The 26,144-nt window shown below is 68.1% G+C and carries 28 protein-coding genes; 19 read left to right on the top strand and 9 right to left on the bottom strand.

The window, feature by feature from the left end:
• Position 1: 1 nt before the first annotated feature.
• Genes ACZYRS_RS02405 through ACZYRS_RS02420 form a run of 4 tightly spaced genes read right to left on the bottom strand, consistent with a single transcriptional unit; the run spans position 2 to position 4,075 of the window.
• On the bottom strand, positions 2 to 949 hold the full coding sequence (locus tag ACZYRS_RS02405; RefSeq protein WP_463417988.1) for an amidohydrolase family protein: 948 nt from the start codon (positions 947 to 949) through the stop codon (positions 2 to 4).
• Positions 946 to 1,959 (bottom strand): Bug family tripartite tricarboxylate transporter substrate binding protein, encoded by a 1,014-nt coding sequence (locus ACZYRS_RS02410; protein WP_463417989.1) that lies wholly within the window; start codon positions 1,957 to 1,959, stop codon positions 946 to 948. Before ACZYRS_RS02410 ends, ACZYRS_RS02405 begins: the two co-directional genes overlap by 4 nt.
• Before the next feature lie 53 nt (positions 1,960 to 2,012).
• Positions 2,013 to 3,254 carry a CaiB/BaiF CoA transferase family protein gene (locus tag ACZYRS_RS02415; protein WP_463417990.1) on the bottom strand — a complete coding sequence of 414 codons (1,242 nt, stop codon included), beginning with the start codon at positions 3,252 to 3,254 and terminating at the stop codon, positions 2,013 to 2,015.
• A 41-nt stretch (positions 3,255 to 3,295) separates the two neighbouring features.
• Positions 3,296 to 4,075: an enoyl-CoA hydratase-related protein gene (locus ACZYRS_RS02420; RefSeq protein ID WP_463417991.1), complete on the bottom strand. Its 780-nt coding sequence runs from the start codon at positions 4,073 to 4,075 to the stop codon at positions 3,296 to 3,298.
• A gap of 285 nt (positions 4,076 to 4,360) precedes the next feature.
• Here ACZYRS_RS02420 and ACZYRS_RS02425 point away from each other — a divergent pair, with 285 nt between their 5' ends.
• Genes ACZYRS_RS02425 through ACZYRS_RS02450 form a run of 6 tightly spaced genes read left to right on the top strand, consistent with a single transcriptional unit; the run spans position 4,361 to position 10,386 of the window.
• Complete coding sequence (locus ACZYRS_RS02425) at positions 4,361 to 5,500, top strand: iron-containing alcohol dehydrogenase (RefSeq protein WP_463417992.1); 1,140 nt, start codon at positions 4,361 to 4,363, stop codon at positions 5,498 to 5,500.
• A 60-nt stretch (positions 5,501 to 5,560) separates the two neighbouring features.
• Positions 5,561 to 6,535 (top strand): Bug family tripartite tricarboxylate transporter substrate binding protein, encoded by a 975-nt coding sequence (locus tag ACZYRS_RS02430; protein WP_198788916.1) that lies wholly within the window; start codon positions 5,561 to 5,563, stop codon positions 6,533 to 6,535.
• A 58-nt stretch (positions 6,536 to 6,593) separates the two neighbouring features.
• Positions 6,594 to 7,586 carry a TRAP transporter substrate-binding protein gene (locus ACZYRS_RS02435; protein ID WP_463417993.1) on the top strand — a complete coding sequence of 331 codons (993 nt, stop codon included), beginning with the start codon at positions 6,594 to 6,596 and terminating at the stop codon, positions 7,584 to 7,586.
• 18 nt (positions 7,587 to 7,604) lie between these two features.
• On the top strand, positions 7,605 to 8,549 hold the full coding sequence (locus tag ACZYRS_RS02440) for an amidohydrolase family protein (RefSeq protein WP_463417994.1): 945 nt from the start codon (positions 7,605 to 7,607) through the stop codon (positions 8,547 to 8,549).
• Between the two features lie 33 nt (positions 8,550 to 8,582).
• Positions 8,583 to 9,086: a TRAP transporter small permease gene (locus ACZYRS_RS02445; protein WP_198788918.1), complete on the top strand. Its 504-nt coding sequence runs from the start codon at positions 8,583 to 8,585 to the stop codon at positions 9,084 to 9,086.
• A gap of 22 nt (positions 9,087 to 9,108) precedes the next feature.
• The gene (locus tag ACZYRS_RS02450; RefSeq protein ID WP_463417995.1) at positions 9,109 to 10,386 is read left to right on the top strand and encodes a TRAP transporter large permease subunit; all 1,278 of its coding nucleotides are present in this window, start codon (positions 9,109 to 9,111) and stop codon (positions 10,384 to 10,386) included.
• A 4-nt stretch (positions 10,387 to 10,390) separates the two neighbouring features.
• Here the strand turns inward: ACZYRS_RS02450 and ACZYRS_RS02455 are convergent, their stop codons facing one another.
• Positions 10,391 to 10,978 carry a GDP-mannose pyrophosphatase gene (locus tag ACZYRS_RS02455; protein WP_463417996.1) on the bottom strand — a complete coding sequence of 196 codons (588 nt, stop codon included), beginning with the start codon at positions 10,976 to 10,978 and terminating at the stop codon, positions 10,391 to 10,393.
• 80 nt (positions 10,979 to 11,058) lie between these two features.
• On the opposite strand from ACZYRS_RS02455, the gene ACZYRS_RS02460 reads away from it, so the two are divergent.
• The 5 genes from ACZYRS_RS02460 to pyrF are packed head-to-tail and all read left to right on the top strand — an operon-like array spanning position 11,059 to position 14,818.
• Positions 11,059 to 11,832: a DeoR/GlpR family DNA-binding transcription regulator gene (locus ACZYRS_RS02460; RefSeq protein WP_463417997.1), complete on the top strand. Its 774-nt coding sequence runs from the start codon at positions 11,059 to 11,061 to the stop codon at positions 11,830 to 11,832.
• 48 nt (positions 11,833 to 11,880) lie between these two features.
• Entirely contained in the window at positions 11,881 to 12,606 is a 726-nt protein-coding gene (tsaB, locus tag ACZYRS_RS02465; RefSeq protein ID WP_463417998.1) for a tRNA (adenosine(37)-N6)-threonylcarbamoyltransferase complex dimerization subunit type 1 TsaB, read from the top strand.
• Entirely contained in the window at positions 12,603 to 13,145 is a 543-nt protein-coding gene (gene rimI / locus ACZYRS_RS02470; RefSeq protein WP_463417999.1) for a ribosomal protein S18-alanine N-acetyltransferase, read from the top strand. The genes tsaB and rimI overlap by 4 nt, the downstream gene beginning before the upstream one ends.
• The gene (locus ACZYRS_RS02475; protein WP_463418000.1) at positions 13,145 to 13,960 is read left to right on the top strand and encodes a uracil-DNA glycosylase; all 816 of its coding nucleotides are present in this window, start codon (positions 13,145 to 13,147) and stop codon (positions 13,958 to 13,960) included. Before rimI ends, ACZYRS_RS02475 begins: the two co-directional genes overlap by 1 nt.
• 33 nt (positions 13,961 to 13,993) lie before the next feature.
• A complete protein-coding gene (pyrF, locus tag ACZYRS_RS02480; RefSeq protein ID WP_463418001.1) occupies positions 13,994 to 14,818 on the top strand; it encodes an orotidine-5'-phosphate decarboxylase in 825 nt (274 codons plus the stop codon).
• Between the two features lie 4 nt (positions 14,819 to 14,822).
• Here pyrF and ACZYRS_RS02485 read toward each other — a convergent pair whose 3' ends face one another.
• A complete protein-coding gene (locus tag ACZYRS_RS02485; RefSeq protein ID WP_042577449.1) occupies positions 14,823 to 15,557 on the bottom strand; it encodes a helix-turn-helix domain-containing protein in 735 nt (244 codons plus the stop codon).
• A 139-nt stretch (positions 15,558 to 15,696) separates the two neighbouring features.
• On the opposite strand from ACZYRS_RS02485, the gene ACZYRS_RS02490 reads away from it, so the two are divergent.
• The 7 genes from ACZYRS_RS02490 to ACZYRS_RS02520 all read left to right on the top strand — a co-directional run bounded on the left by ACZYRS_RS02490 (position 15,697) and on the right by ACZYRS_RS02520 (position 22,085).
• Complete coding sequence (locus ACZYRS_RS02490; RefSeq protein WP_198788926.1) at positions 15,697 to 16,554, top strand: hypothetical protein; 858 nt, start codon at positions 15,697 to 15,699, stop codon at positions 16,552 to 16,554.
• A 14-nt stretch (positions 16,555 to 16,568) separates the two neighbouring features.
• A complete protein-coding gene (locus ACZYRS_RS02495) occupies positions 16,569 to 18,524 on the top strand; it encodes an MFS transporter (RefSeq protein WP_463418002.1) in 1,956 nt (651 codons plus the stop codon).
• A 117-nt stretch (positions 18,525 to 18,641) separates the two neighbouring features.
• Positions 18,642 to 19,145 carry a YiaA/YiaB family inner membrane protein gene (locus ACZYRS_RS02500; protein WP_463418003.1) on the top strand — a complete coding sequence of 168 codons (504 nt, stop codon included), beginning with the start codon at positions 18,642 to 18,644 and terminating at the stop codon, positions 19,143 to 19,145.
• A 44-nt stretch (positions 19,146 to 19,189) separates the two neighbouring features.
• Positions 19,190 to 19,648 (top strand): hypothetical protein, encoded by a 459-nt coding sequence (locus ACZYRS_RS02505; RefSeq protein ID WP_463418004.1) that lies wholly within the window; start codon positions 19,190 to 19,192, stop codon positions 19,646 to 19,648.
• Positions 19,645 to 20,430 (top strand): DUF2145 domain-containing protein, encoded by a 786-nt coding sequence (locus ACZYRS_RS02510; RefSeq protein ID WP_463418005.1) that lies wholly within the window; start codon positions 19,645 to 19,647, stop codon positions 20,428 to 20,430. Before ACZYRS_RS02505 ends, ACZYRS_RS02510 begins: the two co-directional genes overlap by 4 nt.
• Positions 20,431 to 20,458: 28 nt before the next feature.
• On the top strand, positions 20,459 to 21,523 hold the full coding sequence (locus tag ACZYRS_RS02515; RefSeq protein ID WP_463418006.1) for a serine endopeptidase: 1,065 nt from the start codon (positions 20,459 to 20,461) through the stop codon (positions 21,521 to 21,523).
• 184 nt (positions 21,524 to 21,707) lie between these two features.
• Positions 21,708 to 22,085, top strand: a complete 378-nt coding sequence (locus tag ACZYRS_RS02520) for a DUF3597 domain-containing protein (protein WP_198788932.1) — start codon at positions 21,708 to 21,710, stop codon at positions 22,083 to 22,085.
• A 102-nt stretch (positions 22,086 to 22,187) separates the two neighbouring features.
• On the opposite strand, the gene ACZYRS_RS02525 is transcribed toward ACZYRS_RS02520, so the two are convergent.
• From ACZYRS_RS02525 to ACZYRS_RS02535, 3 genes are read right to left on the bottom strand one after another with little or no spacing between them, the layout of a single operon-like run.
• On the bottom strand, positions 22,188 to 23,126 hold the full coding sequence (locus ACZYRS_RS02525; RefSeq protein WP_463418007.1) for a DMT family transporter: 939 nt from the start codon (positions 23,124 to 23,126) through the stop codon (positions 22,188 to 22,190).
• The gene (locus ACZYRS_RS02530) at positions 23,123 to 23,878 is read right to left on the bottom strand and encodes a 2OG-Fe dioxygenase family protein (protein ID WP_198788934.1); all 756 of its coding nucleotides are present in this window, start codon (positions 23,876 to 23,878) and stop codon (positions 23,123 to 23,125) included. Before ACZYRS_RS02530 ends, ACZYRS_RS02525 begins: the two co-directional genes overlap by 4 nt.
• Positions 23,875 to 25,089, bottom strand: coding sequence for an argininosuccinate synthase-related protein (locus tag ACZYRS_RS02535; protein WP_463418008.1), 1,215 nt, complete (start codon positions 25,087 to 25,089; stop codon positions 23,875 to 23,877). The genes ACZYRS_RS02530 and ACZYRS_RS02535 overlap by 4 nt, the downstream gene beginning before the upstream one ends.
• 97 nt (positions 25,090 to 25,186) lie before the next feature.
• Between ACZYRS_RS02535 and ACZYRS_RS02540 the strand changes: the two genes are divergently transcribed.
• On the top strand, positions 25,187 to 26,098 hold the full coding sequence (locus tag ACZYRS_RS02540; protein WP_463418009.1) for a LysR family transcriptional regulator: 912 nt from the start codon (positions 25,187 to 25,189) through the stop codon (positions 26,096 to 26,098).
• Positions 26,099 to 26,144: the final 46 nt, after the last annotated feature.

Consider the following 26,144-nt stretch of genomic DNA (forward strand, 5'->3'; position numbering starts at 1 on the left):
TTCAGGCCAGGCGGTAGAGGCGCACGGCGTTGTCGTGCAGCAGCTGCCGGCGCTGCGCCGCGGGGCGCTCGGCGATGGCGGCGAGAAAGCCGCGCAGGATCGTCGCGTAGTCCGCCACCAGGCTGTCGACCGGGAAGTTGCTCGCGAACATGCAGCGATCGGCGCCGAAGATCGCGATCGCATCGCGAATCAGCGGCACGTTCGCTTCCTCGGTCCACGGCAGGCCGGGCCGGCCCAGCCCCGAGATCTTGATCGCGGTGTTCGGCTGCGCGGCCAGGCCTTCGAGCGCGCCGCGCCAGCCGGCGAGCCCTTCGTCGCTGCGGTCCGACGGAAGGCCGGTGTGGTTGAGCACGAGCAGCGTGTGCGGAAAGTCGCGGGCGAGCTGCGCGGCCTGGTCGAGGTTCCACCACGGCGCCTGCAGGTCGAACGACAGCCCGTGCGCATGCAGCAGCGCGTAGCCGCGGCGCCAGCGCGCGTCGTCCATCGAGCCCGCGAGGCCTCGACGGGCCGCCGATGCGGACGTTGCCGTCACCGGCTTGTGGCGGATGCCGCGCACCAGCGCGAAGCCGGCCTGCGCGGCGAGGATTTCGGGCGCGTCGTCGCGGTCCAGCGCCGCGTGCGCGACGATCGCCGAGGGCCGGCCTTCGGCCGCGGCGAGTGCCGTGAGCCAGCGCGTTTCGGCCACCGGGTCGCTGCGCGCCCACTCGGCCTCGATGTGCACCGTGAGCGCGGGCGCGTGGCCGCGCGTGTCGCGCGCGAGGTCGGCGGGCAGGTAGTTGCGCCGCAGCGCCGAATAGTCGCCGTAGCGGAAGTTCGGCACCGTCTCGCCCTGCAGCCAGGGGTAGGGGTGCAGGTCGAGGTTCCAGAAGTGCTGGTGCGCATCGACGAAGGGCTCGTCGAACGTGAACACGTTGCCCATCGAATTCATCGCCGGATTCTCGGCGCTCAACTGGACAGGTTGATCTTGCCCGCGAGCGCCTTGAAGAAATCGCTCTCGCGCGCCATCACCGCTTCGAGCGCCACGTCGTCGGCGTAGGTGTCGGTGCTGAAGTGCAGCTTGGCGAGGGCGTCGAGCCACACCGGCTCCTTCACCGCCTTGGCCGTCGCCGCCTTCAGCACCGCGACCACGTCGTCGGGCGTGCCGCGTGGGGCCGAGAGCCCGCGCCAGATGCCGATCGACAGGTCGATGCCGCGCTCCTTGAGCGTGGGAATTTTCTCGAAGCCATCGGCCACGCGCCGGTCGGCCATCACGGCCAGCGCCTTGAGCTTGCCGGCGGCCACGTAGCTGGACACCTCGGCCGTGCTCACCGTCACCGCATCGATGTGGCCGCCCAGCAGCGCGAGCACCGCGGGCGCGCCGCCCGCATAGGGAATGTGGTTGAACTTCGCGCCCGTCTTCTCGGCGAGCGCCGCGGCCGCCATATGCCATGTCGAGCCGTGGCCGGCGTTGCCCACGCGGATGTTCGCGTCGGCCTTGCGCGCGGCCTCGACGAATTGCTCCAGCGTCGCGTAGGGCGCGTCGGCACGCACCACGACCGCGGCCGGGTCGGCGTTCAGCCGCGCGATGGGGCGCAGGTCCTTGTACGAGAACTTGGCCAGGCCCAGGTGGTTCAGGAAGGTGAGCTCGGTGGACGACAGCACGATGCGGTAGCCGTCGGGCTTCGCATTCACCACGTCGCCCAGCCCCAGCACGCCGCTCGCGCCGGGCTTGTTGATGACCACGATGGGCTGCGGCAGGTACTTCGCGACGGCCGCGCCGAACGCGCGGCCCACCACGTCGGCGCCCCCGCCGGCCTGCCAGGGCACGACCAGCTCGATCGGCTTGTTCGGATAGGTGCCGCCCTGGGCGCGCGCGGCGCCGGTGATCGCCGCGAGCGGCAGCCCGAGCGCGAAGGGCAGGGCCGAGGGAATGGCGCGCAGCAGCCGGCGGCGCGCGAGGTCTGTCGATGCGATATTCATTTGTCTTTGTCTCCGTCGCGTGTTTTCTTGTGCGCTGTCCGGCTTGCGTGTCTTCAGTCTGCTGCCGCGTCGGCTTCGGCAGTGACTGCGGTCACGGCTCCGAAGGCGCCACTCTGGCGCAAGGCTTCGATCGCCGCTGGCGTCATGCCGATTTCCCCCAGCACCTGGTCGGTGTGCTGGCCCAGCAGCGGCGCGGGATGCCGCACCTGCTGCGGCGTGCCCCCGAGCTTGACCGGAAATCCGAGCGCGCGGGTCTCGCCCTCCACCGGGTGCTGGATCTTGAGCACCATCTCGCGCGCCACCGCCTGGTCGCTCGCCAGCGCTTCGGCGTAGTTGAGGATCGGCGCGGCCGGCACGCCAGCGGCCAGCAGCGCATCGACCCATTCGTTCGCCGTGCGGCGCGCGAACTCGCGCTCCAGCTCCTCGATCAGCACCGCCCGGTTGCGGATGCGCAGCACGTTGTCGGTGAAGCGCGCGTCTTGGGTGAGGTCGTCGCGGCCGATCACCGTGCACAGTGCGGTCCACAGCTTCGGGTTGGCCGCGCCGATCACGAAGTGGCGGTCCGACGCGCGCACCGCCTGGTAGGGCGCGCTCATGCGGTTGGCGCTGCCGATGGGCACCGGCACCTCGCCCGTGCCCCAGTACTCGGCCGACTCCCACACCGACAGGCTCATCGCCGTCTCGAAGAGCGAGGCGTCGACGAACTGGCCTTCTCCTGTAAGGCCGCGGCCGATCACCGCGCTCAGGATGCCGTAGGCCGCAAACAGGCCCGCGCCCAGGTCGGCCAGCGGAATCGCCGACTTCACCGGCGCCTCGCCCGCATGGCCCATCACGCTCATGACGCCGGTCATCGCCTGCGCGATCAGGTCCAGGCCCGGGCGCTTGGCCCAGGGGCCGGTCTGGCCGAAGCCCGAGATGCTCGCGTACACCAGACGCGGGTTGAGCGCGCGCAGCGTGGGGTAGTCGATCTTCAGCCGCGCGGCCACGCCGGGGCGGTTGTTCTCCACCAGCACGTCGGCGTCTTTCACGAGCGCGTAGAAGGCTTCGAGGCCGGCCGGGTTCTTCAGGTCGATTTCCACGCTGCGCTTGTTGCGGTTGAGTGCGAGGAAGCCGCCGCTGTCGGCGCCCTTCAGGCGAAAGCCCATCGAGCGGCGCGTCTGGTCGCCGATGCCGGGCGTCTCGATCTTGATCACGTCCGCGCCCATGTCGCCGAGCAGCATGCAGCAGAAGGGGCCGGCCATGATCTGGCTGACGTCGAGGACCTTGATCCGGGAGAGAGGAAGAGGAAGGGACACGCGGGTGCTCCGTGGGTTGTGTGGGGGCGCGATCGAACGGCTCAGCGGCCGGTGAACACGGGCCTGGCCTTGGCCAGGAAGGCCTGGAAGCCGATCTGGAAGTCCTCGGTGTCGAAGCAGGCGTAAGCCTCGGCGTTCTCGGCGTCGGTCAGCGGCGCGGGCTCGGCCAGGCGGCGCACGAATTCCTTGTGCCAGCGCGCCACCAGCGGCGCGCCCGCGGCGATCCGCTTGGCGGCGGCATAGCCCTGTTCGAGCACCTCGGTGTCGTCCACCACGCGGTTGACCAGCCGTTTCTCGAACGCCTCCCTGGCATCGAAGACGCGGCCTTCGAGCACGATCTCCAGCGCGATCGCGCTGCCGACCAGGTTCACCAGGCCGCCCAGTTCGCCGAAGGACATCACCAGCCCCAGCTTGTTGACCGGCACGCCGAAGCGGCTGGAGTTGCCGCAGATGCGCATGTCGCACACCGAGGCGATCTCCAGCCCGCCGCCCACGCAGGCGCCCTCGATCACTGCGATCGTCGGGTGCTTGCTGTGCGCAATCGCGTGCATCGCGCGGTGGGTGATCTCGCCGTAGGCCGCGGCCTGCGCCGCGTTGGCGCGGCTGGTGCGGAACTCCTCGATGTCGGCGCCCGCCGAGAAGGCCTTGCCGCCGGCGCCGCGCAGCACCACGCAGCGCAGGTCGTCGTCGGCCGAGAGCTCGGCGAACGCGTCCGCCAGGCCCTGCCACATGGACTTGTCCATGGCGTTCATCTTGTCGGGCTTGTTGAGGACGACGGTGGCGATGCGGTCGTCGCGCTCGACCTGGATCAGGGAAGTCATGCGGCTGTGTCTCTTTCGTTGGAGGCCTGCGGCAAGGAGGCCGGGTTGCGAATGCGGCGAAGTCTAGGGAGCGCGCGGAGCGCAGCCAAACGAAAAAAACTGGGGCAGCGTTCAAGAAAAACTCGCGCCATGACGGGCCTCTGGCCTTGTGAATTTTTCTCGGCCGCACTTCAAGTAATTCCACGTTGCCGCGCCACCGGGCCGTTCCTAGACTCGCGCCCCACAACGAACCCTCGAGCACATCGAGCACATCGAACACCTGGAACACAGCGAACCGGAGACCGCATGGCCCTCATCAACTACATCACCCAGATCCAGATCGACTTCGGCGCGGTGCAGCTGCTCGCGCAGGAGTGCGACCGCATCGGCATCCGCCGCCCGCTGGTCGTGACCGACGCCGGCGTGCGCGCGGCGGGCGTGCTCGACCGCGTCACCGCGCAGCTCGGCGCGGGCCGCGCGTTCGTGGTGTTCGACGGCACGCCGTCCAACCCCACCGAGGCCGCGATGCGCGCCGCCGTGGCGATGTACGCGGCGCACGATTGCGACGGCATCGTCGCGGTCGGCGGCGGCTCGGCCATCGACCTGGCCAAGGGCGTGGCGGTGTGCGCCACGCACGAGGGGCCGCTCAAGTCCTTCGCCGCGATCGAGGGCGGCGCCGCGCGCATCACCGCCGCCACCGCGCCGGTCATCGCGGTGCCCACCACCGCCGGCACGGGCAGCGAGGTCGGCCGCGGCGCGGTGCTGATCCTGGACGACGGCCGCAAGGTCGGCGTGCTGTCGCCCTACCTCGTGCCGCGCGTGGCGCTGTGCGACCCGGAGCTCACGCTCGGCCTGCCGCCGATGCTCACCGCGGCCACCGGCATGGACGCGATCGCGCACTGCATGGAAACCTTCATGGCGCCCGCCTTCAACCCGCCGGCCGACGGCATCGCGCTGGATGGCCTGCGCCGCGCATGGCGCCACATCGAGCGCGCGACCGCCACGCCCGGCGACCGCGAGGCGCGGCTGAACATGATGAGCGCCTCGATGCAGGGCGCGCTCGCGTTCCAGAAGGGCCTGGGCTGCGTGCACAGCCTGAGCCATGCAATGGGCGGGCTGGTGCCGCGCCTGCACCACGGCACGCTCAACGCGATCCTGCTGCCCGCGGTGATCCGCTTCAACGCGAAGGCGCCTTCGATGCAGAAGGACGAGCGGCTCGCGCGCATGGCGCAGGCCATGGACCTGGCCGGCGCCGACGAGGTGGCGCCCGCGGTCCATGCCATGAGCCAGCGGCTCGGCCTGCCGACCGGGCTCGCGGCGCTGGACGTTTCGCCCGGGATCTTTCCGCGCGTGATCGAAGGCGCGCTCAAGGACCACTGTCACAAGACCAACCCGCGCGAGGCGAGCCCCGCCGACTACGAGGCGATGCTGGCCGCGTCGATGTAGGCGCGGGCCGGCACGCGGCCAACGGATTCATTCCCCAAAAAAGACGGAGACAAACGCACCATGCAAAGACGCCACTTCATCGCTTCGGGCCTCGCGGCAACCGCCGCGGCGGCCGTTCCCTCTTTCGCGGCAGCATCGCCGCTGCCCACCGCGCCGGTGCGCATCGTCGTGGGCTTTCCGCCCGGCGGCGGCACCGACGTGATGGCGCGCGTGATGGCGCAGAAGCTCGCCACCGCCTGGGGCGTGCCGGTCACGGTCGAGAACAAGGCCGGCGCGGGCGGGGTGATCGCGGCGGAGTACGTCGCCAAGCAACCGGCCAACGGCACCGTGCTGCTGATGACCAACATCAGCAACCACGCGATCGCGCCCGCGCTCTACCCCACGCTGGGCTACGTGGTGGAGCGCGACTTCACGCCGCTGGTGCTGGTGGGCGTCACGCCCAACCTGCTGATCTGCAACCCGAGCCAGCCCGCGCGCACGGTGAAGGACCTGGTGGCGCTGTGCCGCGCCAAGCCCGGCACGGTGACCTTCGGCTCCTCGGGCACGGGCGCCTCGCAGCACATGGCCATCGAGCTCTTCAAGCTGCGCGCGGGGGTCGATGCGCTGCATGTGCCGTACCGCGGCTCGGGGCCGATGCTCACCGATCTCATCGGCGGGCAGATCGATTACAGCTTCGAGACCATGACCTCGGCCACGCCGCATGTGGCCAGCGGCAAGCTCGTGGCGCTCGCGCAGACGCGCCTGCAGCGCTCGCCCGCGCACCCGCAGGTGCCCACGGTGGCCGAGCTGGGCTACCCCGGCTTCGATGCGAGCACCTGGTACGGCCTCGTCGGCCCGGCGCAGATGCCGCCCGAGATGGTGCAGCGGATGAACGAGGACTTCAACCGCGTGCTCGCGATGCCCGACGTGGCCGCCAAGCTCGCGAGCTACGGCGCCGAAGACGGCGGCGGCACGGCCGCGAAATTCACGGCCTTCATCGCGACCGAGAAAGACAAGTGGGCGCAGGTGGTGAAGGAAGCCAAGGTCACGGTCTGACGTGCTCCGACGCGCGCCGAAGCGCACCCGCAGATTTCAACGACAGGAGACAAGAGACATGAACAGGAAATTCAAGGCGCTTTCATCGGTGCTGATGGCGGCGACGATGGCCTTTGCGGCAAGCACTGCAACCGCGCAATCGCCCGTGAAGCTGCGCTTCAGCCACACGGTCCCCGAGACCGATTCGCAGCACAAGGCCGCGCTCGAATTCGCGAAGCGCGTGAAGGAGCGCACGCAGGGCGGCGTGGAGATCCAGGTCTTCGCCAACAGCCAGCTGGGCAACGACGTGACGCTGGTGACCGGCGTGCGCAGCGGCACCATCGACATCGGCGCGACCGGCAATCCGTTCGTCACGGGCCTGGCGCCGCGGCTCAACGCGCTCGACCTGCCCTATCAGTTCGCCGATGCGCAGCAGGCCTACCGCACGCTCGACGGCCCGGTGGGCCGGTCGCTGCTCGACGAACTCGCGGCGCACCAGATCAAGGGGCTGGCGTTCTGGGAGATCGGCTTTCGCAGCCTCGGCAACAACAAGCGGCCGATCAACAACGCGGCCGACATCAAGGGCCTGAAGATCCGCACCACGCCCAACCCGTCGCACCTCAAGGCCTTCCAGCTGCTGGGCGCCAACCCGCAGCCGATGCCGTTCGCCGAAGTGTTCGGCGCGCTCGAGTCGGGCGCGGTCGACGGGCAGGAGAACCCGCCCACGCTGATGCTCTCCTCCAAGATGTACGAGGTGCAGAAGTACCTCTCGCTCACGCGCCATGCCTACACGCCGCTGGTGGTGATCATGAACAAGGCGCGCTTCGACGGGCTCAAGCCCGAGTTCCAGAAGATCGTGCTGGAGGAGGCCGCGAGCGCCGCGAACTTCCAGCGCAAGCTCAACAACGACGGCGAGAAGGAAGCCATCGCTCAGTTGCGCGCCAAAGGCATGCAGATCAACGAGACCCCCGACGTCGCGAGCATCCGCCAGGTGGTGCGCGACGAGACGCGCAAGCTCTACATCGAGAAGAACGGCGATGCGGTGCTCAAGGCGATGGATGCGCAACCCTGACGCGAGGCGCAACACGTCATGAGCACGCTGCTGCCCCGCGCCGTCGTCGACGCGCACCACCATCTCTGGCACCTGTCCGAAGGCCACTTCCCGTGGCTGCAGGAGGGCTACGACGCCGATGCGTTCTTCCTCGGCGACTACGCCGTGCTGCGGCGCGACTTCGGCGTGGACGACTACCGCGCGGCCGTCGAAGACCTGCCGGTCGTGGCGACCGTGCACGTCGAGGCCGAGCGCTCGCGCGCCGAGTCGCTGGCCGAGACGCGATGGCTGCACGCCGTGCATGCGTCGCACGGCTTTCCGAACGCGGTGATCGCGAACGTCGAGTTCCTCGCGCCCGATGCCGATGCGCAGATGCGCCAGCACAAGGACTGGCCGCTGGTGCGCGGCGTGCGCTGCAAGCCGCGCATCTCGCGCGGGCCCGATCACAGCGTGCGCGGAGAGCCGGGCACGCTGCAGGACGAACGCTGGCTCGGTGGCTTGGGCCTCCTGCGCGATCACGACCTGCTGTGGGATGTGCGCGTGCCGTACTGGCACCTCGAAGAGGCGGCCGAGGCCATCGCGCGCTTTCCCGGCTTGCGGGTGGCGGTCGAGCACGCCGGCCTGCCGTGGGACCGCAGCGATGCGGGCCTGGCGATCTGGCGGCGCGGCATGACCGCGCTGGCGGCGCTGCCCGAGGTCTACGTGAAGCTCTCGGAGTTCGGCCTGCCCGATGCGCCGTGGGACGCCGCCAGCACGGTGCGCGTGGTGCGCGAGACGGTCGAAATCTTCGGCGCGCAGCGTTGCATGTTCGCGAGCAACCTGCCGGTGTCGGGGCTGCGCGCGCCGATGGCCGAGGTGGTGCGCACCGTGGCCGAAGGCCTCGAAGCCCTCGATGAGGACGCGTGCGATGCGGTCTGGCGCGGCAATGCGATGCGCTTCTACCGCATCGATCCGGCCGAGGCCATCGGCCTTCGCGGCCGCTGACAGAACAACGACAACAACCGGAGACATCCCACCATGCTTTCCCGCCTCTTCGAGCGCGGCGCCAACTTCCTGATGATCGCGATGATGGCCGTCATGGTCGCCCTCGTGTTCGGCAACGTCGTGCTGCGCTACGCCTTCAACTCGGGCATCGTCTTTTCCGAGGAAGCCTCGCGCTTCGTCTTCATGTGGCTCACGCTCATCGGCGCGCTGCTGGTGATGAAGGACAACGCGCACCTGGGCATGTCCACCATCGTCGCGCGGCTGGGCGAGCGCGGCCAGCGCGTGTGCCGCGGCGTGGCCGACCTGGGCGCGCTCGGCTGCTGCCTGCTGCTGGTGCACGGCAGCTGGAAGCTGGTGGTCATCGGCATGGACGACCGCGCGCCGGTCACCGGCGTGCCGATCGGCCTCGTATATGCGTGCCTCCTGGTGAGCAGCGCAGGCATGGCGCTGATCCTGGCGGGATCGCTCTGGCGGCTCTTCACCGGGCGCATGACGCGCGCAGAGCTGGTGAACGACACCGCCAGCGCGGGCGAATGAACGAGGCCGCGAGACACCCGCCATGACCATCTTCGTCTTCATCACCTCGCTGCTCGGGGCCATGGCCTTCGGCATGCCCATCGCGTTCGCGCTGCTCGTGTGCGGCGTGGCGCTCATGGTGCACCTGGGCAGCTTCGACACGCAGATCCTCGCGCAGAACATGCTCGAGGGCGTCAACAACTACCCGCTGATGGCGGTGCCTTTCTTCATGCTCGCGGGCGAACTCATGAATGCGGGCGGCCTGTCGTCGCGCATCGTGAAGGTGGCCGACGCGATGGTGGGCCACGTGCGCGGGGGCCTGGGGTACGTGGCCATCATCGCGGCCACGGTGGTCGCGAGCATCTCGGGCTCGGCGGTGGCCGATACCGCGGCGGTCGCGGCGCTCCTGATCCCGATGATGCGCAACGCGGGCTACAACGTGCCGCGCGCGGCCGGGCTCATCGCCGCGGGCGGCATCATCGCGCCGGTGATTCCGCCGTCGATCGCCATCGTGGTGTTCGGCGTGGTCGCGCAGGTGTCGATCACCAAGCTGTTCCTGGCCGGGCTGTTCCCCGGCGTCATGATGGCGCTGACGCTCACGGCCACCTGGTGGCTGTGCGCGAAGAAGGAAAAGAACGTGGCGGTGCGCCGCTTCGATGCGCGCGAACTCGGGCGCCGCCTGCTCGACGGCATCTGGGCGCTGGTGCTGCCCATCGTGATCATCGGCGGCATGAAGTTCGGCGTGTTCACGCCGACCGAGGCCGCGGTGGTGGCCGTGGTCTACGCCTTCATCGTGGGCCGCTTTGTCTACGGCGAGCTGGAATTCAGGCGCATGCCCGAGCTGGTGTTGAGCGCCGCCAAGACATCGAGCACGGTGCTGTTCCTGGTGGCCTGCGCGTTGGTGTCGGCCTGGCTCATCACCATCGCCAACATTCCGGCGCAGGTGACCGAGCTGCTGGAGCCCTTCGTGGACAACAAGATCCTCCTGATGTTCGTGATCATGGTCTTGGTGATCATCGTGGGCACCGCGCTGGACCTGATGCCCACGGTGCTGATCATGACGCCCATCCTGATGCCGGTGATCACCAAGGCGGGCATCGATCCGGTGTACTTCGGCGTGATGTTCATCATGAACAACGCGATCGGCCTTTTGACGCCGCCGGTGGGCACGGTGCTCAATGTCGTGGCGGGCACGGCGCGCGTGAGCCTCGACAGCGTGATCCAGGGCGTGTGGCCGTTCCTGCTGTCGCTCACGGCGCTGATGTTTCTCTTCGTGCTTTTTCCGCAGCTGATCCTGGTGCCCGCGGGCTGGCTGCGCTGAGGCGTTACGCCGCGGGAAAGACGTGCAGCTTCGCGTGGTACAGCAGCATCACCGTCTTGGCATCGGCGATGCGGCCGTCGGCCACCATCGCGAGCGCCTCGTCGATGCCCACTTCGAGCACCTCGATGTCCTCGCCCTCCTCGGCCAGTCCGCCGCCGCTGCCGATGCGCATCGAGGGCTGGTAGGGCGCGACGAAGAAGTGCAGTTTCTCGGTCACCGAGCCGGGGCTCATGAACGTCTCGAAGATCTTCTGCACCGTGCCGAGCCGGTAGCCGAGTTCTTCTTCGACCTCGGCGCGGATGCGCTCTTCGGGCGCTGCGTTATCCAGCAGGCCCGCCGCCGCTTCGATCAGCAGATCGTCGTGGCCGTTGACGAAGGCCGGGTAGCGGAACTGGCGCGTGAGCAGCACCGTGCGCTGCGCGAGGTTGTAGGGCAGGAGCGTCGCGCCGTTGCCGCGGTCGTAGGTTTCGCGGTCCATGCGCTGCCACTGGCCGTCGTTGCGCAGCCACTCGAAGCGGGTGGTCCTGAGCACGTACCAGTTGTCGGAAAGGAGGGTGGTTTCGTGCACCCGGACGCGGTCTTGGAGGGTCATGGGCGGCGAGCATAGGCACGAATTCGTGTAATAACAAGAAAATTCGTGCAGAAACCGTGCAGCCCCGCTACCATCGGCCGATGCTCACCCGCCAGCGCAAGCAACACATCCTCTCGGTCCTGCAGCGCGACGGCAACGTCGTGGCCAAGGCGCTCAGCGAGGAGCTCGCGCTCTCCGAAGACACCATCCGCCGCGACCTGCGCGAGTTGGCGGCCGAAGGCCTGTTGCAGCGCGTGCACGGCGGCGCGCTGCCCATGGCGCCGGCCGACACCGATTTCGCGAGCCGCCAGCAACTCGCGCCCGAAGAAAAGGTGGCCATCGGCCGCGCCGCCGCGCGCCTCGTGAAGCCGGGGCAGGTGGTGTTCATCGACGGCGGCACCACGGCCGTGCAGCTCGCGCGCCACCTGCCGAAGAACCTGAAGGCGACGGTGGTGACGCACAGCCCCTCGGTGGCGATCGAGCTGGTGGCGCACGCGCACCTGGAGGTGGTGCTGATCGGCGGGCGTCTCTTCAAGCATTCGCTGGTGGCGGTGGGCGCCGCGGCCATGGGCGCCATCGCGCGGGTCCACGCCGACACCTTTTTCATGGGTGTCGCGGGCGTGCACGCCGAGGCGGGGCTGACCACCGGCGACATCGAGGAGGCCGAGATCAAGCGCGCGCTGATGACCGCGTCGGCCGAGACGGTGGTGCTGGCCTCGTCCGAGAAGCTGGGCGTGGCGTCGGCCTGGGTGATCAACCCGGTCGGCGCCGCGACGAGCGTGCTGGTATCGCCCAACGCGCCCGCGAAGGTGCTGGCGCCGCTGCGCCAGGCGGGGCTCGCCATCCTGCGCAGCGACGACCCCGGCGCCGGCTGATTTACCCCAACCTGGGCGCGCCTCCGGGGTGCCCTCGATAATCGGGGGATGCCCATCGCGCCCCGCTTCCTTGCCTTCGACACCAGCACCGAGCACCTGTCGGTGGCGGTGCAGAACGGCGAGCAGCTGCTCGCGCACAGCGGCGCGGGCGGCGCGCAGGCCTCGACCACGCTGCTGCCGCTGATCCAGCAGCTGCTGGCCGACGCCGGATTGAAGCTGGCCGAGCTCGACGCGATCGTCTTCGGCCGCGGGCCTGGATCTTTCACGGGCCTGCGCACGGCGTGCTCGGTGGCCCAGGGCCTGGCCTTCGGCGCCAATGTGCCGCTGCTGCCGGTCGACACCCTGCTGGCCGTGGCCGAGGAGGCGCGCCATGCCTTCGGCGCCCGGCAGGTTGTTGCCGTGCTCGACGCGCGCATGGACCAGCTCTACGCCGCCCGCTACGACTTCGATGCCGCCGGCCCGCTCGGCGGCGACGATGAACCGCTGCTGCTCTCGCCCGAGGCGCTCGAGGTGCCCGCCGGCTGGTCGTTCGCCGGCAATGCCTTCGCCGCCTACGGCGCCCGTCTCGCGCCCGCCGCCGCCCGCCACGAGGTGCTGCCCACCGCCACGGCGATGCTGCGGCTGGCGCCCTCGCTGCTCGCGGCAGGGCGGAGCGTTCCAGCAGACCATGCCTGGCCGCTCTATGTTCGCGATAAAGTGGCGCAAACCACCGAGGAGCGCGCCGCCATCAAGGCGGCCGCTGCCGCAGCAGTCACGCCACCCACCACCGCATGAGCGCCGTCCTCCAGCCCGTCGAAGCCCGCCTCGAGCCGCTCACCGTCGAGCGGATCGACGCCGTCTGCGCGGTCGAGCTGACGGCCTACACGCACCCCTGGACGCGCGCGAACTTCACCGATTCGATGGCTGTCGGCTACCACTGCCAGTGCCTGCTGGCGCCCGGGCTGGCGAAGGGCGTGACCTCGCCGGTCACCGGCCTGGGCGAAACGCTCATCGGCTACTTCGTCGCCATGAAGGGCGTGGACGAGGTGCACCTCCTCAACATCACCGTGGCGCCGGCTTTCCAGCGCCAGGGCTGGGCGCCGCTGATGCTGGAGGCGCTCTCCGGCTGGTCGCGCGCCGAGGGCGCGCAGTGGCTCTGGCTGGAGGTGCGCGAGAGCAACCGGCGCGCACTGGAGATCTATGCGCGCCAGGGCTTTCGCAGCGTCGGCGTGCGCAAGGGGTACTACCCCGCGTTCGAAGGCAAGCGCGAAGACGCGGTCGTGATGAGTTTGCGTTTGAACGAAACAGGCTCCGCCTGGGGAGCCTTGAAGTAATGAGTGCGGTGCAGACACTGAAGCTCGATGCGCGCCAGCGCGCGATGCTCGACGAGATGGGCGTGAAGGTCTGGTGGCCGGTGCCCGAGGCGGCCGAAGTGGTCGAGGCCGCGCCCGGGGTGGATGACGCGGTCGAGGTGGCGCCGGAACCGGTCGCCGAGCGTCATGTGCCGCAAGCGCCGGTCGCCGCGCCGGCGCCTGTGGCGAGGCCCGCGGCGGCACCGGCACCGGTCGCGCGCCCGGCCGCGACGCCGACGCCCGCCACGCACGGCGCCGAAGTGCTCGTCGAAGCGCCCTGCCGCCTTTATGCCGACGCCGCCGATGCCGCCGATGCCGCCGACGCCCCCGCTTCCCCGCAAGGCGGCTGGCTCGTCGTCGCCGACATGCCCCCCGAGGCCGACGGCCGCCATGGCGAGCCTTTCTCGGGCGATGCCGGCCGCCTGCTCGACAACATGCTGCGCGCCCTCAAGCTGCACGACGGCAAGACGCCGGTTCACCTCATGCGCACGCACCGCGGCGTGGCCGCCGGCCAGCCCGGCAGCCCGCGCCAGATCGCCGAAGCCTTCGGGGAACACGCCGCCGCGCTCGCCCCCGGCGTCGTGCTGGCGATGGGCCCGCTGGCCGCGCAAAGCCTGATGCAGAGCGGCGATCCGCTGGGCAAGCTGCGCGGCCGCGCGGTGCCGCTGGCGTCGGCCGACGGCGTGCCGGTGGTGGCGACCTACCACCCGGCGTACCTGCTGCGGAATCCCGCCGACAAGGCGCGCGCCTGGGCCGATCTGTGCCTCGCGGCGGAACAACAAACGCCGTCGGCGTAGGACTGCCGAATGGGGTCCTTAAAATCGGCCCCCATGACTTTTCTCGACAAGCTGGCTGCCGCACAGCAAAAAAACGGTTCGTTGCTCTGCGTGGGGCTCGATCCCGAGCCGGCCAGGTTTCCCGGGGGATACAAGGGCGACGCCGCCAGCATCTACGACTTCTGCGCGCGCATCGTCGATGCGACGGCCGACCTGGTCATCGCCTTCAAGCCGCAGATCGCCTACTTCGCCGCGCACCGCGCCGAAGCCCAGCTCGAGAAGCTGATGGAGCACATGCGCCGCACCGCCCCCCACGTGCCCGTGATCCTGGACGCCAAGCGCGGCGACATCGGCTCCACGGCCGAGCAGTACGCCATCGAAGCCTTCGAGCGCTACGGCGCCGACGCGGTGACGCTCTCGCCCTTCATGGGCTTCGACTCGGTGGCCCCGTATCTCAAGCACGAAGGCAAGGGCGCCTTCCTGCTGTGCCGCACCAGCAACCCTGGCGGCGCCGACCTGCAGGGCCAGCGGCTGGCCGATATCGAAGGCCAGCCTTTCCTCTACGAGCACGTCGCCAAGCTGGCGCAGGGCCCGTGGAACCTCAACGGCCAGCTCGGCCTCGTGGTGGGCGCGACCTATCCGGCGGAAATCGAGCGGGTGCGCGCACTCGCGCCGACGGTGCCGCTGCTGATTCCGGGCGTCGGCGCCCAGGGCGGCGATGCGGTCGCCACCGTGCGCGCCGGCTGGCGGGCCGATGCGCCGATCATCGTGAACTCGTCGCGGGCGATCATCTACGCCTCGTCGGGCGAAGACTTCGCCGATGCGGCCAAGAACGCCGCGCGCGCCACGCGCGACGCCCTCGAAGCGGCCAAGCCCTGAGCCGTCAGGCTCTGCGGAGCCGGGTGAAGAGCTCGAACTCCCAGTTGCGCATCCCCAGCAGCAGCGTGTAGCCCTCGCGGTCCTTGGCCGACAGCTTCTGGTCGGTCTGGTGCTGCTGCGCGAAGTCTTGCGCCACGCGCTGCAGGCGTTCCAGGAAGGCGGGCGCCAGCGAGCGGCTGATCGAGCCGTGCACCAGCAGCAGGCCCTCGGCCGGGCCGTCGAAGCCGCCGCGGTAGTAGTCCAGCACCACGTTCTCGCGGAAGAACTCCATCACCGGGCCGTGCGGCCGCCAGCGGAAGGTCTTGGCGAGCTTCAGGCGATACCGGTTGAGCGGGCGCAGCTCGATGATGCCGATGCGGTCCAGCTGCGCGAGGCAGCCGATGCACTCGGCTTCGCTGATGCGGTAGGCGGTCACGATCTGCTCCAGCGTCCACTGGCTCAGCACGCTGATGGCCACCAGGAGCAGCTTCTTGTCCTTGACCACCGCCTTTTCCTGCTCGTGCGTGAGCTCCTTGAGCAGCGGCTGGGCGTCGGCCACGCGGCGGGCGAGCTCGGCGAAATCGATCTTCAGGGCCCGGCAGATGGCGTCCACGCGCGACAGCGGCATGTCGCTCTTGGCCAGCATCCGCTTGACGCTGGATTCGGCCATGTCGAGCGACCGGGCCAGGTCGGCGTAGGTCATGCGGGCGCTTTTGAGTTCGTTCTTGAGGGCGAGTACGAGGTCGACGGTGGTGCTCATGAAGGGTGTGTGGCGCTGGGCGGGTATTAGAAAAAGATACCGTTGGGTGTGAAATAGTGCCTCGTATCGATTCTCGATGCCTGCAGAGCGACTGGCAACTAAATTCCGCGGCTCGTTACCCACCCAACCGAGGTCCGCCATGCTCCTGCCCACTTTCAGCCGCCGTGAACGCGCACTGTTCTTCACCTTCGCGCTGCTCACGCTCGTCGCCTTCTTCGGCCCGGCGCTGCCGGCCGCCGACGTGGCGTTCGCCGCGGTCTTTGCCGACGACCGGGGCTGGCATGGCCTGCCGAACGCGATGGACGTGCTGAGCAACCTGCCGTTCGTGGTGATCGGCTTCCTCGGGCTGTACCGCCTGAACCGCATCGACCGCTCGCACCAGGAAGCGCTGTCCGAATTTCCGCTCGCCCCGCCCGCCAGCGACCCGCCGGACAACACGCTGGACTGCGCCTGGCTCTTCTTCGCCGGCCTCATCGCCACCGCCGCCGGCTCGGCGTTCTATCACCTGATGCCCGACGCCCCCCGGCTCGCCGCGGACCGCGCCGGCATGGCGGTGGCCTTCGCGGGGCTGATCGGCATCGCGGTGTGCGAGCGGGTGAGCCAGCGCGCCGGCTGGCCGGCGGCGTGGTTCATCCTGACGGCGGGGCTGCTGGCGGCCGAGGTGGCGCAGGAAAGCGGCAACGTCATGCCCTGGGCGCTGGTGCAGTTCGGCGGCATGGCGCTGGTGCTCACCCTGGCGCTGGCCGTGCCGATGCGCGGCGCGGTCGGGCTCAAGCTGGGCTGGGTGATCTTTTTCTACGCGCTGGCCAAGGCCTTCGAGCTGGGCGACCGCCAGATCTACGAGGCGACGCATCACCTGGTCTCCGGCCACACCCTCAAGCACCTGACGGCGGCGCTGGCGGGCCTGCCGGTGCTGCTGGCGCTGCGCACGCTGGAGAAGGGCTGGGAAGCCAGGCTGCTGCGGCACAATCCCGACGCAGCCGCACTGACGGCCTGAGGAGAATTCTTCGAATGACAACCCCCGCCGCTGCCGCCACCCCCGTGGCGTCTCACGAAGCGAACGCCCACGCCAACCAGTTCGCCTTGCTCAAGCAGCGGCGCTTCGCGCCTTTCTTCTGGACGCAGTTCGCGGGCGCGGCGAACGACAACCTCTTCAAGTTCGCCTTCACCGTCATGGTGACCTACCAACTGCAACTGAGCTGGATGCCCCCGGCCATGGCGGGCCTGGCGATCGGCGCCCTCTTCATCCTGCCCTTTTTGCTGTTCTCGGCCACAGCCGGGCAGCTCACCGACAAGTTCGACAAGACGAAGATGATCCGCTTCGTCAAGAACCTGGAAATCGCGATCATGCTGATCGCGGCCTGGGGCTTCATCACCGCCAATGCGGTGGTGTTGCTGGGCTGCGTGTTCCTCATGGGGCTGCACTCCACGCTCTTCGGGCCGGTCAAGTTCGCCTACCTGCCGCAGGTGCTGGATTCGCGCGAACTCACCGGCGGCAACGGCATGGTCGAGATGGGCACCTTCGTCGCGATTCTTCTCGGACAAGTGGCGGGCGGTCTCCTGGTGGCGGTGCCGCAGATCGGCCACACGAGCGTGGCCATAGCCTGCGTGCTGCTCGCGCTGGTCGGGCGCGGCGTGGCGCAGGCCATTCCGCAGGCGCCGGCCACCGACCCGGGGCTGGTCATCAACTGGAACCCCTTCAGCGAAACCTGGCGCAACCTGAAGCTCGCGCACGGCAACGTGGTGGTGTTCCGGTCGCTGCTGGGCATTTCGTGGATGTGGTTCTTCGGCGCGGTGTTCCTCAGCCAGTTCCCCAGCTTCGCCAAGGAAGTGCTGCACGGCGACGAGCAGGTGGCGTCGCTGCTGCTGGTGGTGTTCTCCATCGGCATCGGCGTCGGCTCGCTCCTGTGCGAGACGCTCAGCCGCCGGCAGGTGGAAATCGGCCTCGTGCCGCTGGGCGCGATCGGCATGAGCGTGTTCGCGATCGACCTGTACTTCGCCTCGCGCGCGCTGCCGCCGGTGGCCGAGATGGGCCTGGGCGCCTTCGTGCACCAGGCGGCGCATTGGCGCGTGATGGCCGACCTGGGGCTGCTCTCGCTCTTTGCGGGGCTCTACAGCGTGCCGATGTACGCGCTCATCCAGCTGCGCAGCCAGCCCACGCACCGGGCGCGGATCATCGCGGCGAACAACATCCTCAATGCGCTCTTCATGATCGGCAGCTCGGTTATCGCGGGCGCGCTGCTGGGCGCAGGCTTCACGATCCCGCAGATCTTTCTCTTCACCGGCATCGCCAACGCGGTGGTGGCGTTCTACATCTTCATGCTCGTGCCCGAGTACCTGCTGCGCTTCGTGGCCTGGGTGCTGTCGCGCTTCGTCTACCGCTTCGAGATCAAGGGCGACGAGCACATCCCCACCGAGGGCGCGGCCGTGCTGGTGTGCAACCACGTGAGCTTCATCGACGCGGTGCTGCTGATGGCGGCGAGCCCGCGGCCTATCCGTTTCATCATGGACCACCGCATCTTCAAGGTGCCGGTGCTCGGCTGGCTGTTCAAGCTGGCCAAGGCGATTCCGATCGCGCCGCAGAAGGAAGACCCTGCTGCCTACGAAGCGGCCTTCGCCAAGGCGCTGGCCGTGCTGCGCGAGGGCGACCTGCTCGCGATCTTCCCCGAGGGCGCGATCACCCGCGACGGCACGCTGCAGCCCTTCAAGGGCGGCGTGATGAAGATCGTCGAAAGCGCGCGCGCCGAGGGCATCGAGCCCCCGGTGATCCCGATGGCGCTGACCAACCTCTGGGGCTCGTACTTCAGCCGCATCGAGCTGCGCGGCGGCCAGCAGGTCGCGATGGCCAAGCCCTTCCGCCGCGGCTTCTACAGCCGCGTGGGCCTGAACGTCGGCCAGGTCGTGCCGCCGTCCGAAGTGCAGCCCGAGGCGCTGCAGCGGCGCGTGAACGGGTTGCTGGCGGCCTGAAAAGTATCCCTCGGAGATACCAGTAGCGGCTCAAACCGGAACTGGTCGAAGCATTCGAGTCCCGCGGTGCGGTGGCGAACCATCATTCGCCCACCTTCACAACGCCGCGAGGCACTCATGCAACCCTTCTCATCCACCACCGTTTCGCTCCAGCGCGACACGCGGGCCTGGCAGTTCCAGGTCTGGGCTTCTTTCGCTGTCGCCGTCTTCCTCTGCGCGACCGGCTTGAGCTGGCTGCCGGGCGAGGCGCTGGACCGGGCGTTCATGGTGATGGGCTACGTGTTCTGCCTGAGCACCGCCTTCATGCTGGCCAAGTTCATCCGCGACAGCCAGCAGGCCGAAGCCAGCAGCAGCGCCGGCCGCGACGTGCCGATGTGGCGCCTCGTGGTCTGGGGCAGCTTCTTCACCGCCATGGGCCTCACGGGCTGGGGCCTCGTGCGCATGGAGATCAACGACGCCTACAAGGCCTTCTTGGGCGTGAGCTGGCTCTTTCTCATCAGCTCGGCCTTCACGCTGGCCAAGACGCTGCGCGACCGCCACGAAGCCGACCTCGTCGACGCCCGCCTGCAAGGCCGCCGCGCCGCTCGCCAGGAAGCTGCGGCTTCCGCCTCGGCCGAATGAGCGCCGCTGTTTTTCAACCCATCGTCAACCAACGAAAGAACGTCATGAAAAAGTCGATTGCCACGCTTGCTCTCGCTGTCTGCACCGCGTTCGCGGGTGTCGCGGCGCCGCTTCATGCACAGGCCCAGAGCGAGGCGTCGGCAGCGCTCTCGCTGATGCCCGTCGCCTCGGTGATCGGCGCGGCGTCCGTCGTCGGCGCATCGGCCACGGCGGTGGTCGCGGTGCCCGCGGCCCTGTCGGTGGGCGGCTCGACGCTCGCGGTGGTCGCCGTCGAGGCGTCGGCCGATGGCACGGTCTACGTGCTGGAGCGCGCGTCGGATGGCGCACGCGCCAGCGTCAAGGTGATGGGGCGCGCAGCCAACGGCGCGGCGGCCTCGGTGGGCACGGCTGTCGTGGTCAGCGTGATCGGCAGCGGCATCGTGCTCTCTGCCGCGGGCGAGGTGCTGGCCTTCGTGCCCAACGCCATCGGGCGCGCGCTGTTGCACAACGAGAGGCTGTCGTGAAGCGCGCGCTCGCGGTGTGCCTGCTCGCGCTCGTGGCGCAGCAGGCGCAGGCCGGGCGCTCTTGCGAGCAGGTCAAGCCGAGCCCGGCGCTCATCGTCCGCGGCATGCAGCTGGCCGAGCGCACCTCGCAGCAGCTCGATGCGAGCGGCGCGCGCGTCGTGCTGCTGGCGCGCGCCGGGCAGGACCTGAGCAAGTACGGCCTGCGTTACTCGCACCTGGGCATCGCCTATAAGACCGACGAAGGCCCGTGGCGCGTGGTGCACAAGCTCAACCAGTGCGGCACCGCGGTGGCCGCGGTATACCGGCAGGGGCTGGGCGAATTTTTCCTCGACGACCTGTGGCGCTACGAGGCCGCCTGGGTCGTGCCCACGCCGCAGGTGCAGGCGCAACTGCTGGCGGCGCTCGCCGAGTCGCCCTCGCGCATCGTGCGGCTGAACGTGGCGCCCTACAGCATCGTGAGCTACGCGTGGGGGCAGAAGTACCAGCAGTCGAACCAGTGGGCCATCGAGACGCTGGCCGCCGCCATGGAGCCCGCCACCATCCACAGCCGCGCGCAGGCGCAGGCGTGGATGCAGTTCAAGGGCTACGAGCCGACCACGCTGAAGCTCGGCCCGCTCACGCGGCTGGGCGGCCGCGTGGGCTCGGCCAACATCGCCTTCGACGACCATCCGAACGAGAAGCGGTTTTCGGACCGCATCGAGACGGTGACGGTCGATTCGGTCTTCGCGTGGATGCCGCGCGCGGGGCTGGGCGGGGCGCCGGTGGCGTTCAAGCTGCAATAAGAAAAGAAACTCCTGGAGAAGAAACGAAATGAGCAAGTCATTGCGCCTGTCCGAAAAATGGTTCCGCCGCGGCCTCTGGCTCGTGGCGCTGGTGTTCGCGAGCTTCCTGATCGGCCTGGGCAGCACGGTCGTCGGCGATCTGCCGCAGGTCGAACGCGTGCGCGGCATCGACGACTTCATCGACCTGCGCGCGGCCGAGCCGCTGCGGGGCACCATCAAGGCCTCCGAAGCCACGGAGCTGCAGGCCGCGCGCGACCTCGACCAGATCCGCCTGCAGCTGGCCGCCGCGCAGCAGGCCAGCGCCAACGCGCGCGAAACCTTCGGCAACTGGATCGCCACCCGCCGCGCCACCGCGCAGCCCGACCAGGACACCGAACTCATCGCGCGCACCAAGGCGCTCGATGCGTTCAAGCAGAAGGAAGACGCCGTCCAGCGCCAGGTCAACGCGCAGCAGAAGATCACGCTCGATGCGCGCCAGGCCGAGCAGCGCGCCCGCACGGCGCTCGCCGAGCTGGAGCGCGATGCGCAGGTGAAGCTCGATGCCGAATACCGCCGCATCGAGCTGCGCGTGTTCGCGTACCGCCTGGCGCTCACGCTGCCGCTCCTGGTCGTGGCCGGCTGGCTGTTCGCCAGGAAGCGCAAGAGCACCTACTGGCCGTTCGTCTGGGGCTTCATCTTCTTCGCGCTGTTCGCGTTCTTCGTGGAGCTGGTGCCGTACCTGCCGAGCTACGGCGGCTATGTGCGCTACGTGGTGGGCATCGTGCTCACGGTGCTGGTGGGGCGCTACGCGATCGTCGCGCTCAACGCGTACCTTGCGCGCCAGAAGCTCGCCGAGCAGCAGCCCGACCAGGTGCGCCGCGAAGAGCTGAGCTACGACGTCGCGCTCGCACGGCTAGGCAAGGGCGTGTGCCCCGGCTGCGAACGGCAGGTGGACCTGAAGAACGGCGAGATCGATTTCTGCCCGCACTGCGGCATCGGCCTGTTCGACCACTGCGGTGTGTGCGAGGCGCGCAAGAGCGCGTTCTCCAAGTTCTGCCATGCCTGCGGCACCTCGGCCCATGCGGGGCCCGGTGGCGGCACAGCGCCGGCCTGAGGGCCGCGCGGAGGCGCTGCATCTTTCCATTGCAAGCGGGTATTCCGCACGCTGCGTGGCCGATTTTGGCGAAGCTGTCGCCGCAAGGTGTTAGAACCTTGGCCTGCGCTGCATTTCGCACGCAGCCGGCGTTCACTTTCATGCGTCGCCCGGCCTCTACCACGCACGACGAGGACCTCCTACCATGAGCTTTTTCGGCAAGATTTTTTCCAAGATTTTTCCGTCGGCCAACGCCGCTGAAGTCGTCGCCGCACCGCCGGCGGCTGCATCGGGCGCACCGGCCGCTGCGGCACCACCGCCCTCGATCCCGCTGGGCGACGTGCCCGCCATCCTGGACGCGATGCCTGGTGCCGCCGGCCTGAACTGGCGCACTTCGATCGTCGACCTGCTCAAGTTGCTGGGCCTGGACAGCAGCCTTGCCGCGCGCAAGGAACTGGCCAGCGAAATTCTCTACAGCGACGGCGAGCCGGGTTCGGCCGAATGGAACATCGGCCTGCACAAGCAGGTGATGAGCCGCATCGCAGCCAATGGCGGCACACTGCCGGCCGAACTGCGCGACTGATCTTCGCGATCGGTCAACAAAAGCCCGGCAATGCCGGGCTTTTTCTATGGGGGGAGCGCTGGATTGGCATGGCTGGCGCGAACGTCGTCGCTCGGAGGCGACTCAAGAGCCAGGTGCGCGCCGTGTGACCCACCAAGCCGACAGCACGATCAACCCTCCACCCACCCAGCCTTGAACCGTCACCGTCTCCTGCATCCAGAGGACCGCGGCCAAGGCGCCCCACAGGGGTTCGCTTCCCATCAACAATGCCACGCGGCTGGGGCTGGTTCGCGATGCCGCATAGTTCTGGACGAAGAACGCGAGCACAGTGCACATCAGAACCAGGAATGCCATCGCGCTCCAGAAGGAAGCGCTGACCGGCAACGAATGGAAGGCGTGGCCTCGCACCAGCAACAACGCGAGAAGAATTCCCAAGGTCATCACCCCCATCTGGATGGCCGTCAGGGTCAGTGCAGGCAGTCGATGCGATTGCCCATATTTCCGGGTCATGCACACCATCACGCCGCGAAGAAAGGCGGCAAACACCATGAGGCCATCGCCCCAAGCCAGCATGGGGCCGCCACCATGCTGAAAGGCCAGCAGTCCAGCACCGATCATGGACAGGGCGGCGGCGCCAAACACGGCCGCTGTGGGTTTCTGCTTGAGCAGCCACCACTCGCAAAAAGGCGTCATGGCGACGCACAGGCTGATCAGGAAAGCCGCATTGGACGCCGTGGTGAGGGAGACCCCGAAGGTTTCGCAGACAAAGATGGCCAGGAGGTTCACGCCCAGCATCAAGGCGCCACCCAAGGCGCCGCGCCAGGGCATGCGTACCAGTGGCCACAAGGCGGGCGACAGGATCACGAACGTCAGCCCGAAGCGCAGAAGCAGGAACTCGAGCACGGGCAGTTGCTGCGTCGCCAGCTTGGCCGCGGCGTAGCTTCCGCCCCAGACGGCCGCCACCAGCAACAGCAGCAGTTCGATGTGTCCGAACTTGAGGACACGCCAAAGCCGCTTGCCGACAGATGCTGGGGCACCGAGCCCGACGGCAGAGTTGCTCATGTCGGCATCTGGGTGAACGCGACGACAAGCACATCGCGGTATGCCACGTTGCTCCCGGGAACGGCCGTGAGTGCAGACACCGCATGCATGGTTTCGTGATCGTTTCCGACGATGACATCGAATGGGTACATCAGGGTCTTCTGCCAGAGCACCTGTCCAAGATGATTGGTCACGGTGGTTTCGGCTCCCCGCACGTTTCGGCGGGACATCAACAAGCTCGCGACGTAGTCCACGCCGTCGCGATGCAGGCCCTCCGGCGTCGGCTGTCCATGCTGGCTTTCGCTGGCGAAGATGCGGTAGGGATGCAGCCGGATGTTCCAGCGGCATGCCCTCCCTTCGCAGTGATTGAACATTGCCGTCAGCGCATCGAGCAAAGCGGCGAGCACCACATGGCCGACGAAGCAGGGTTCAAGCGGATCGAACAACCGCGCGATGCCGCCATTGAGTGCGTTGATGTACTTCGGCTGTTCGTACGGCCCGTGGGGCAACTGAGTTCGAAGGCCCTCTGCGGACGATTCGAATTCGCCATATCGGCGATACCGGTAGTTGCCGCCATCGCCCATGTGTCGGTCCAGCGTCAAGCTGTCCCAATGCGCGCCGAAGCTTTCCGTCTGACCGGCCGAGAGGTCCAACAGGTACGACACCGCGTTTCCCGGAATGAAGACGAAGTTGTCGCTTTCAAGCTTTCGAGCGAAGGGCTCGACATGGATGCTCCCTTGCGCAGGGATCTGCGCCTTGGACGGGCCCGTCATGTGCATGCCCCTTCCCGGGTGGTCCGCTCGCCCGACGTGATCGGGCTGAACGTGCGCTGCGCGGAATTCCTCTCCCACGCGTCACGATCGGTGAGGTACAGGGGGTTCTCCGCACGTATCGCGCGCACATCCATCGCGCCTTGGCGCAGCGCGTAGCCCACGGAGCCCGAGACCTTGCTCGCCGATGTGCGAATGAAGGCATCCGCGCTCTCGCGCAGCATCCCGTACCAGCGCCCTTCCACGGCTTCGCGTGTCCAGATCTGCTCGACGGACCGCTTCTCGCGCAGCAGTTCCGCATCGAGAACGGCCGTTTCCAGATGGCGGTAGGCATCCATCAAGATGGTGGCGGCCGGCGCTTCGCGCAGTTCCAGCACCTTCTGGCCACCCTCCAGATGCTCCAGCCCGCTGTATCTGCCGATGGCGAAAGCGCCCACACGCCGATTGAGCTGTGCGATCAGGTCCACCAACGATAACGATTGCCCGTCGACTGCGACCGGCACGCCGCTCTCGAAGCGAAGGAAAATGTCCTCGGGAACAGGGGCTCGTTCAGGTTCGCGCGTCCATTCAAACAGGCTGGGCGGGACCCAGAAGCTTTCGGGATTGTCGATCGAGCCGGACTCGAATTCCCTGCACCACAAATTGGCATCGCCACTGATGCCTCTGGCCTGAAAGCGAGTGAGCCCCACTTGCTGCAATGCGGCGATCTTTTCCTCGCGGCTCAGAATCGAGCGCTCGTAAGGTGTGCCATAACAGCCGGTGTAGCCCAACTGGTCGATCGCGCCATTCAACCGTCTCAGGCTGTTCTGCGAGGTGTTGGCGGTGTGCACGATGGCGCCGCAGCCAAGGCGTGCGGCTGCCTGAACGGCCGAGCGCGCCAGGATGGGGCGAGACAACGATGAGCTGACGGGATACATGCCCAGGTACAACGCCTGCGCGCGAATGGCCGGAGCCACGGCCTCGTTGGCAAATTCCTCCCTGGCATCCACGATCACCAGGTCGACGCCAAAGAACTGTGTGATTTCTTTCAGGTCGTGAAGGTCGCACCCCTCGCCAACGTCGATCGAGAGAGCCGTTGTTCGCAACCCTCGATCTGCCAGTTCCTTGAGTATGTAGCTGCTGTCCAGCCCCCCGCTGAAAAGCGTGAGCACATGATCGACCTGTCCCACCATCGCATCGAGGTCATCGAAGCTCCCAATCCTTCTCTTTTTCACGCCGCTTCCTCCTGAATTTTTTTGACGTGGCGCATTGTTCAGGGGGCACTTGCGCAAAACTAGACCCACCACAGAACAGGACATGTACCCAGTGAGAATGAATGACTTCATCGGTTTCATGCACGAGATGGTGGCCTTCGTGCTGGTTGCGGAATCCGGCAGTTTTTCGAAGGCGGCACAACAGCTCGCGATGACGCCATCGGCCGTGAGCCGGCAGATATCCCGTCTGGAAAAGGCCATGGGCGTGAAGCTCATGCACCGAACTACGCGACAACTGCGTCTGACGGAGGCGGGACTGGATGTGCTGGAGCGTGGGCGCGAAATGGTAGACGCTGCCAAAGCCACCATGCAGGCGGCGGAGGAGCACATGCGTGCACCCAAGGGGCTGGTGCGGGTGAGCGCACCCAAGGCGTTCGCGCGCCATGTGCTTCAGCCCTGTCTGCTGTCTTTTCTCGCGCGCTATCCGGACGTCGATGTCCACGCGATGGTGGTCGATCGCCGCGTCGACGGCCTGCGGGAGAACGTGGATCTCGTGATCCGGCTGACAGACGATCCGCCGCAGGGCATGGTGGCGCGCAGCCTGATGCCGGTGCAGCAATGGGTGGTTGCCAGTCCGGGCTACCTGTCGGCGCACGATGCCATCGGGCGGCCGGAGGACCTCGTCAATCACAGTTGCCTGTCGTTGGGCGAGCAGGACCGGGACAACCGATGGTGTTTCTCTCGCAATGACGAAACCCGCGAGGTGCTGGTTCGAGGGCGCTTCACCATCAACTACAGCGAGATGCGGCTGGATGCAGTCTCGGCAGGTTTCGGCGTTGGCTGCGTGCCCGACTTCGTGGCCCGGGAGGCAGTGGAGCAGGGCCGTGTTGTCCGTGTGCTGCCGGATTGGACCTTCCAGGCCAGCTACCAGGGCACCGCGTATCTACTCTATGCAGCGGCGCGCTACACCACCCCGAAGGTGCGCGTTCTCATCGAACATCTGATGGACGCGCTGTCGACGTCTCGTTGAGCCGGATCCCGGAGGGTTCCTTCGGGGAATCAATAGCGCACGCAGA

It is taken from the genome of Variovorax sp. AC194, from assembly GCF_979257995.1.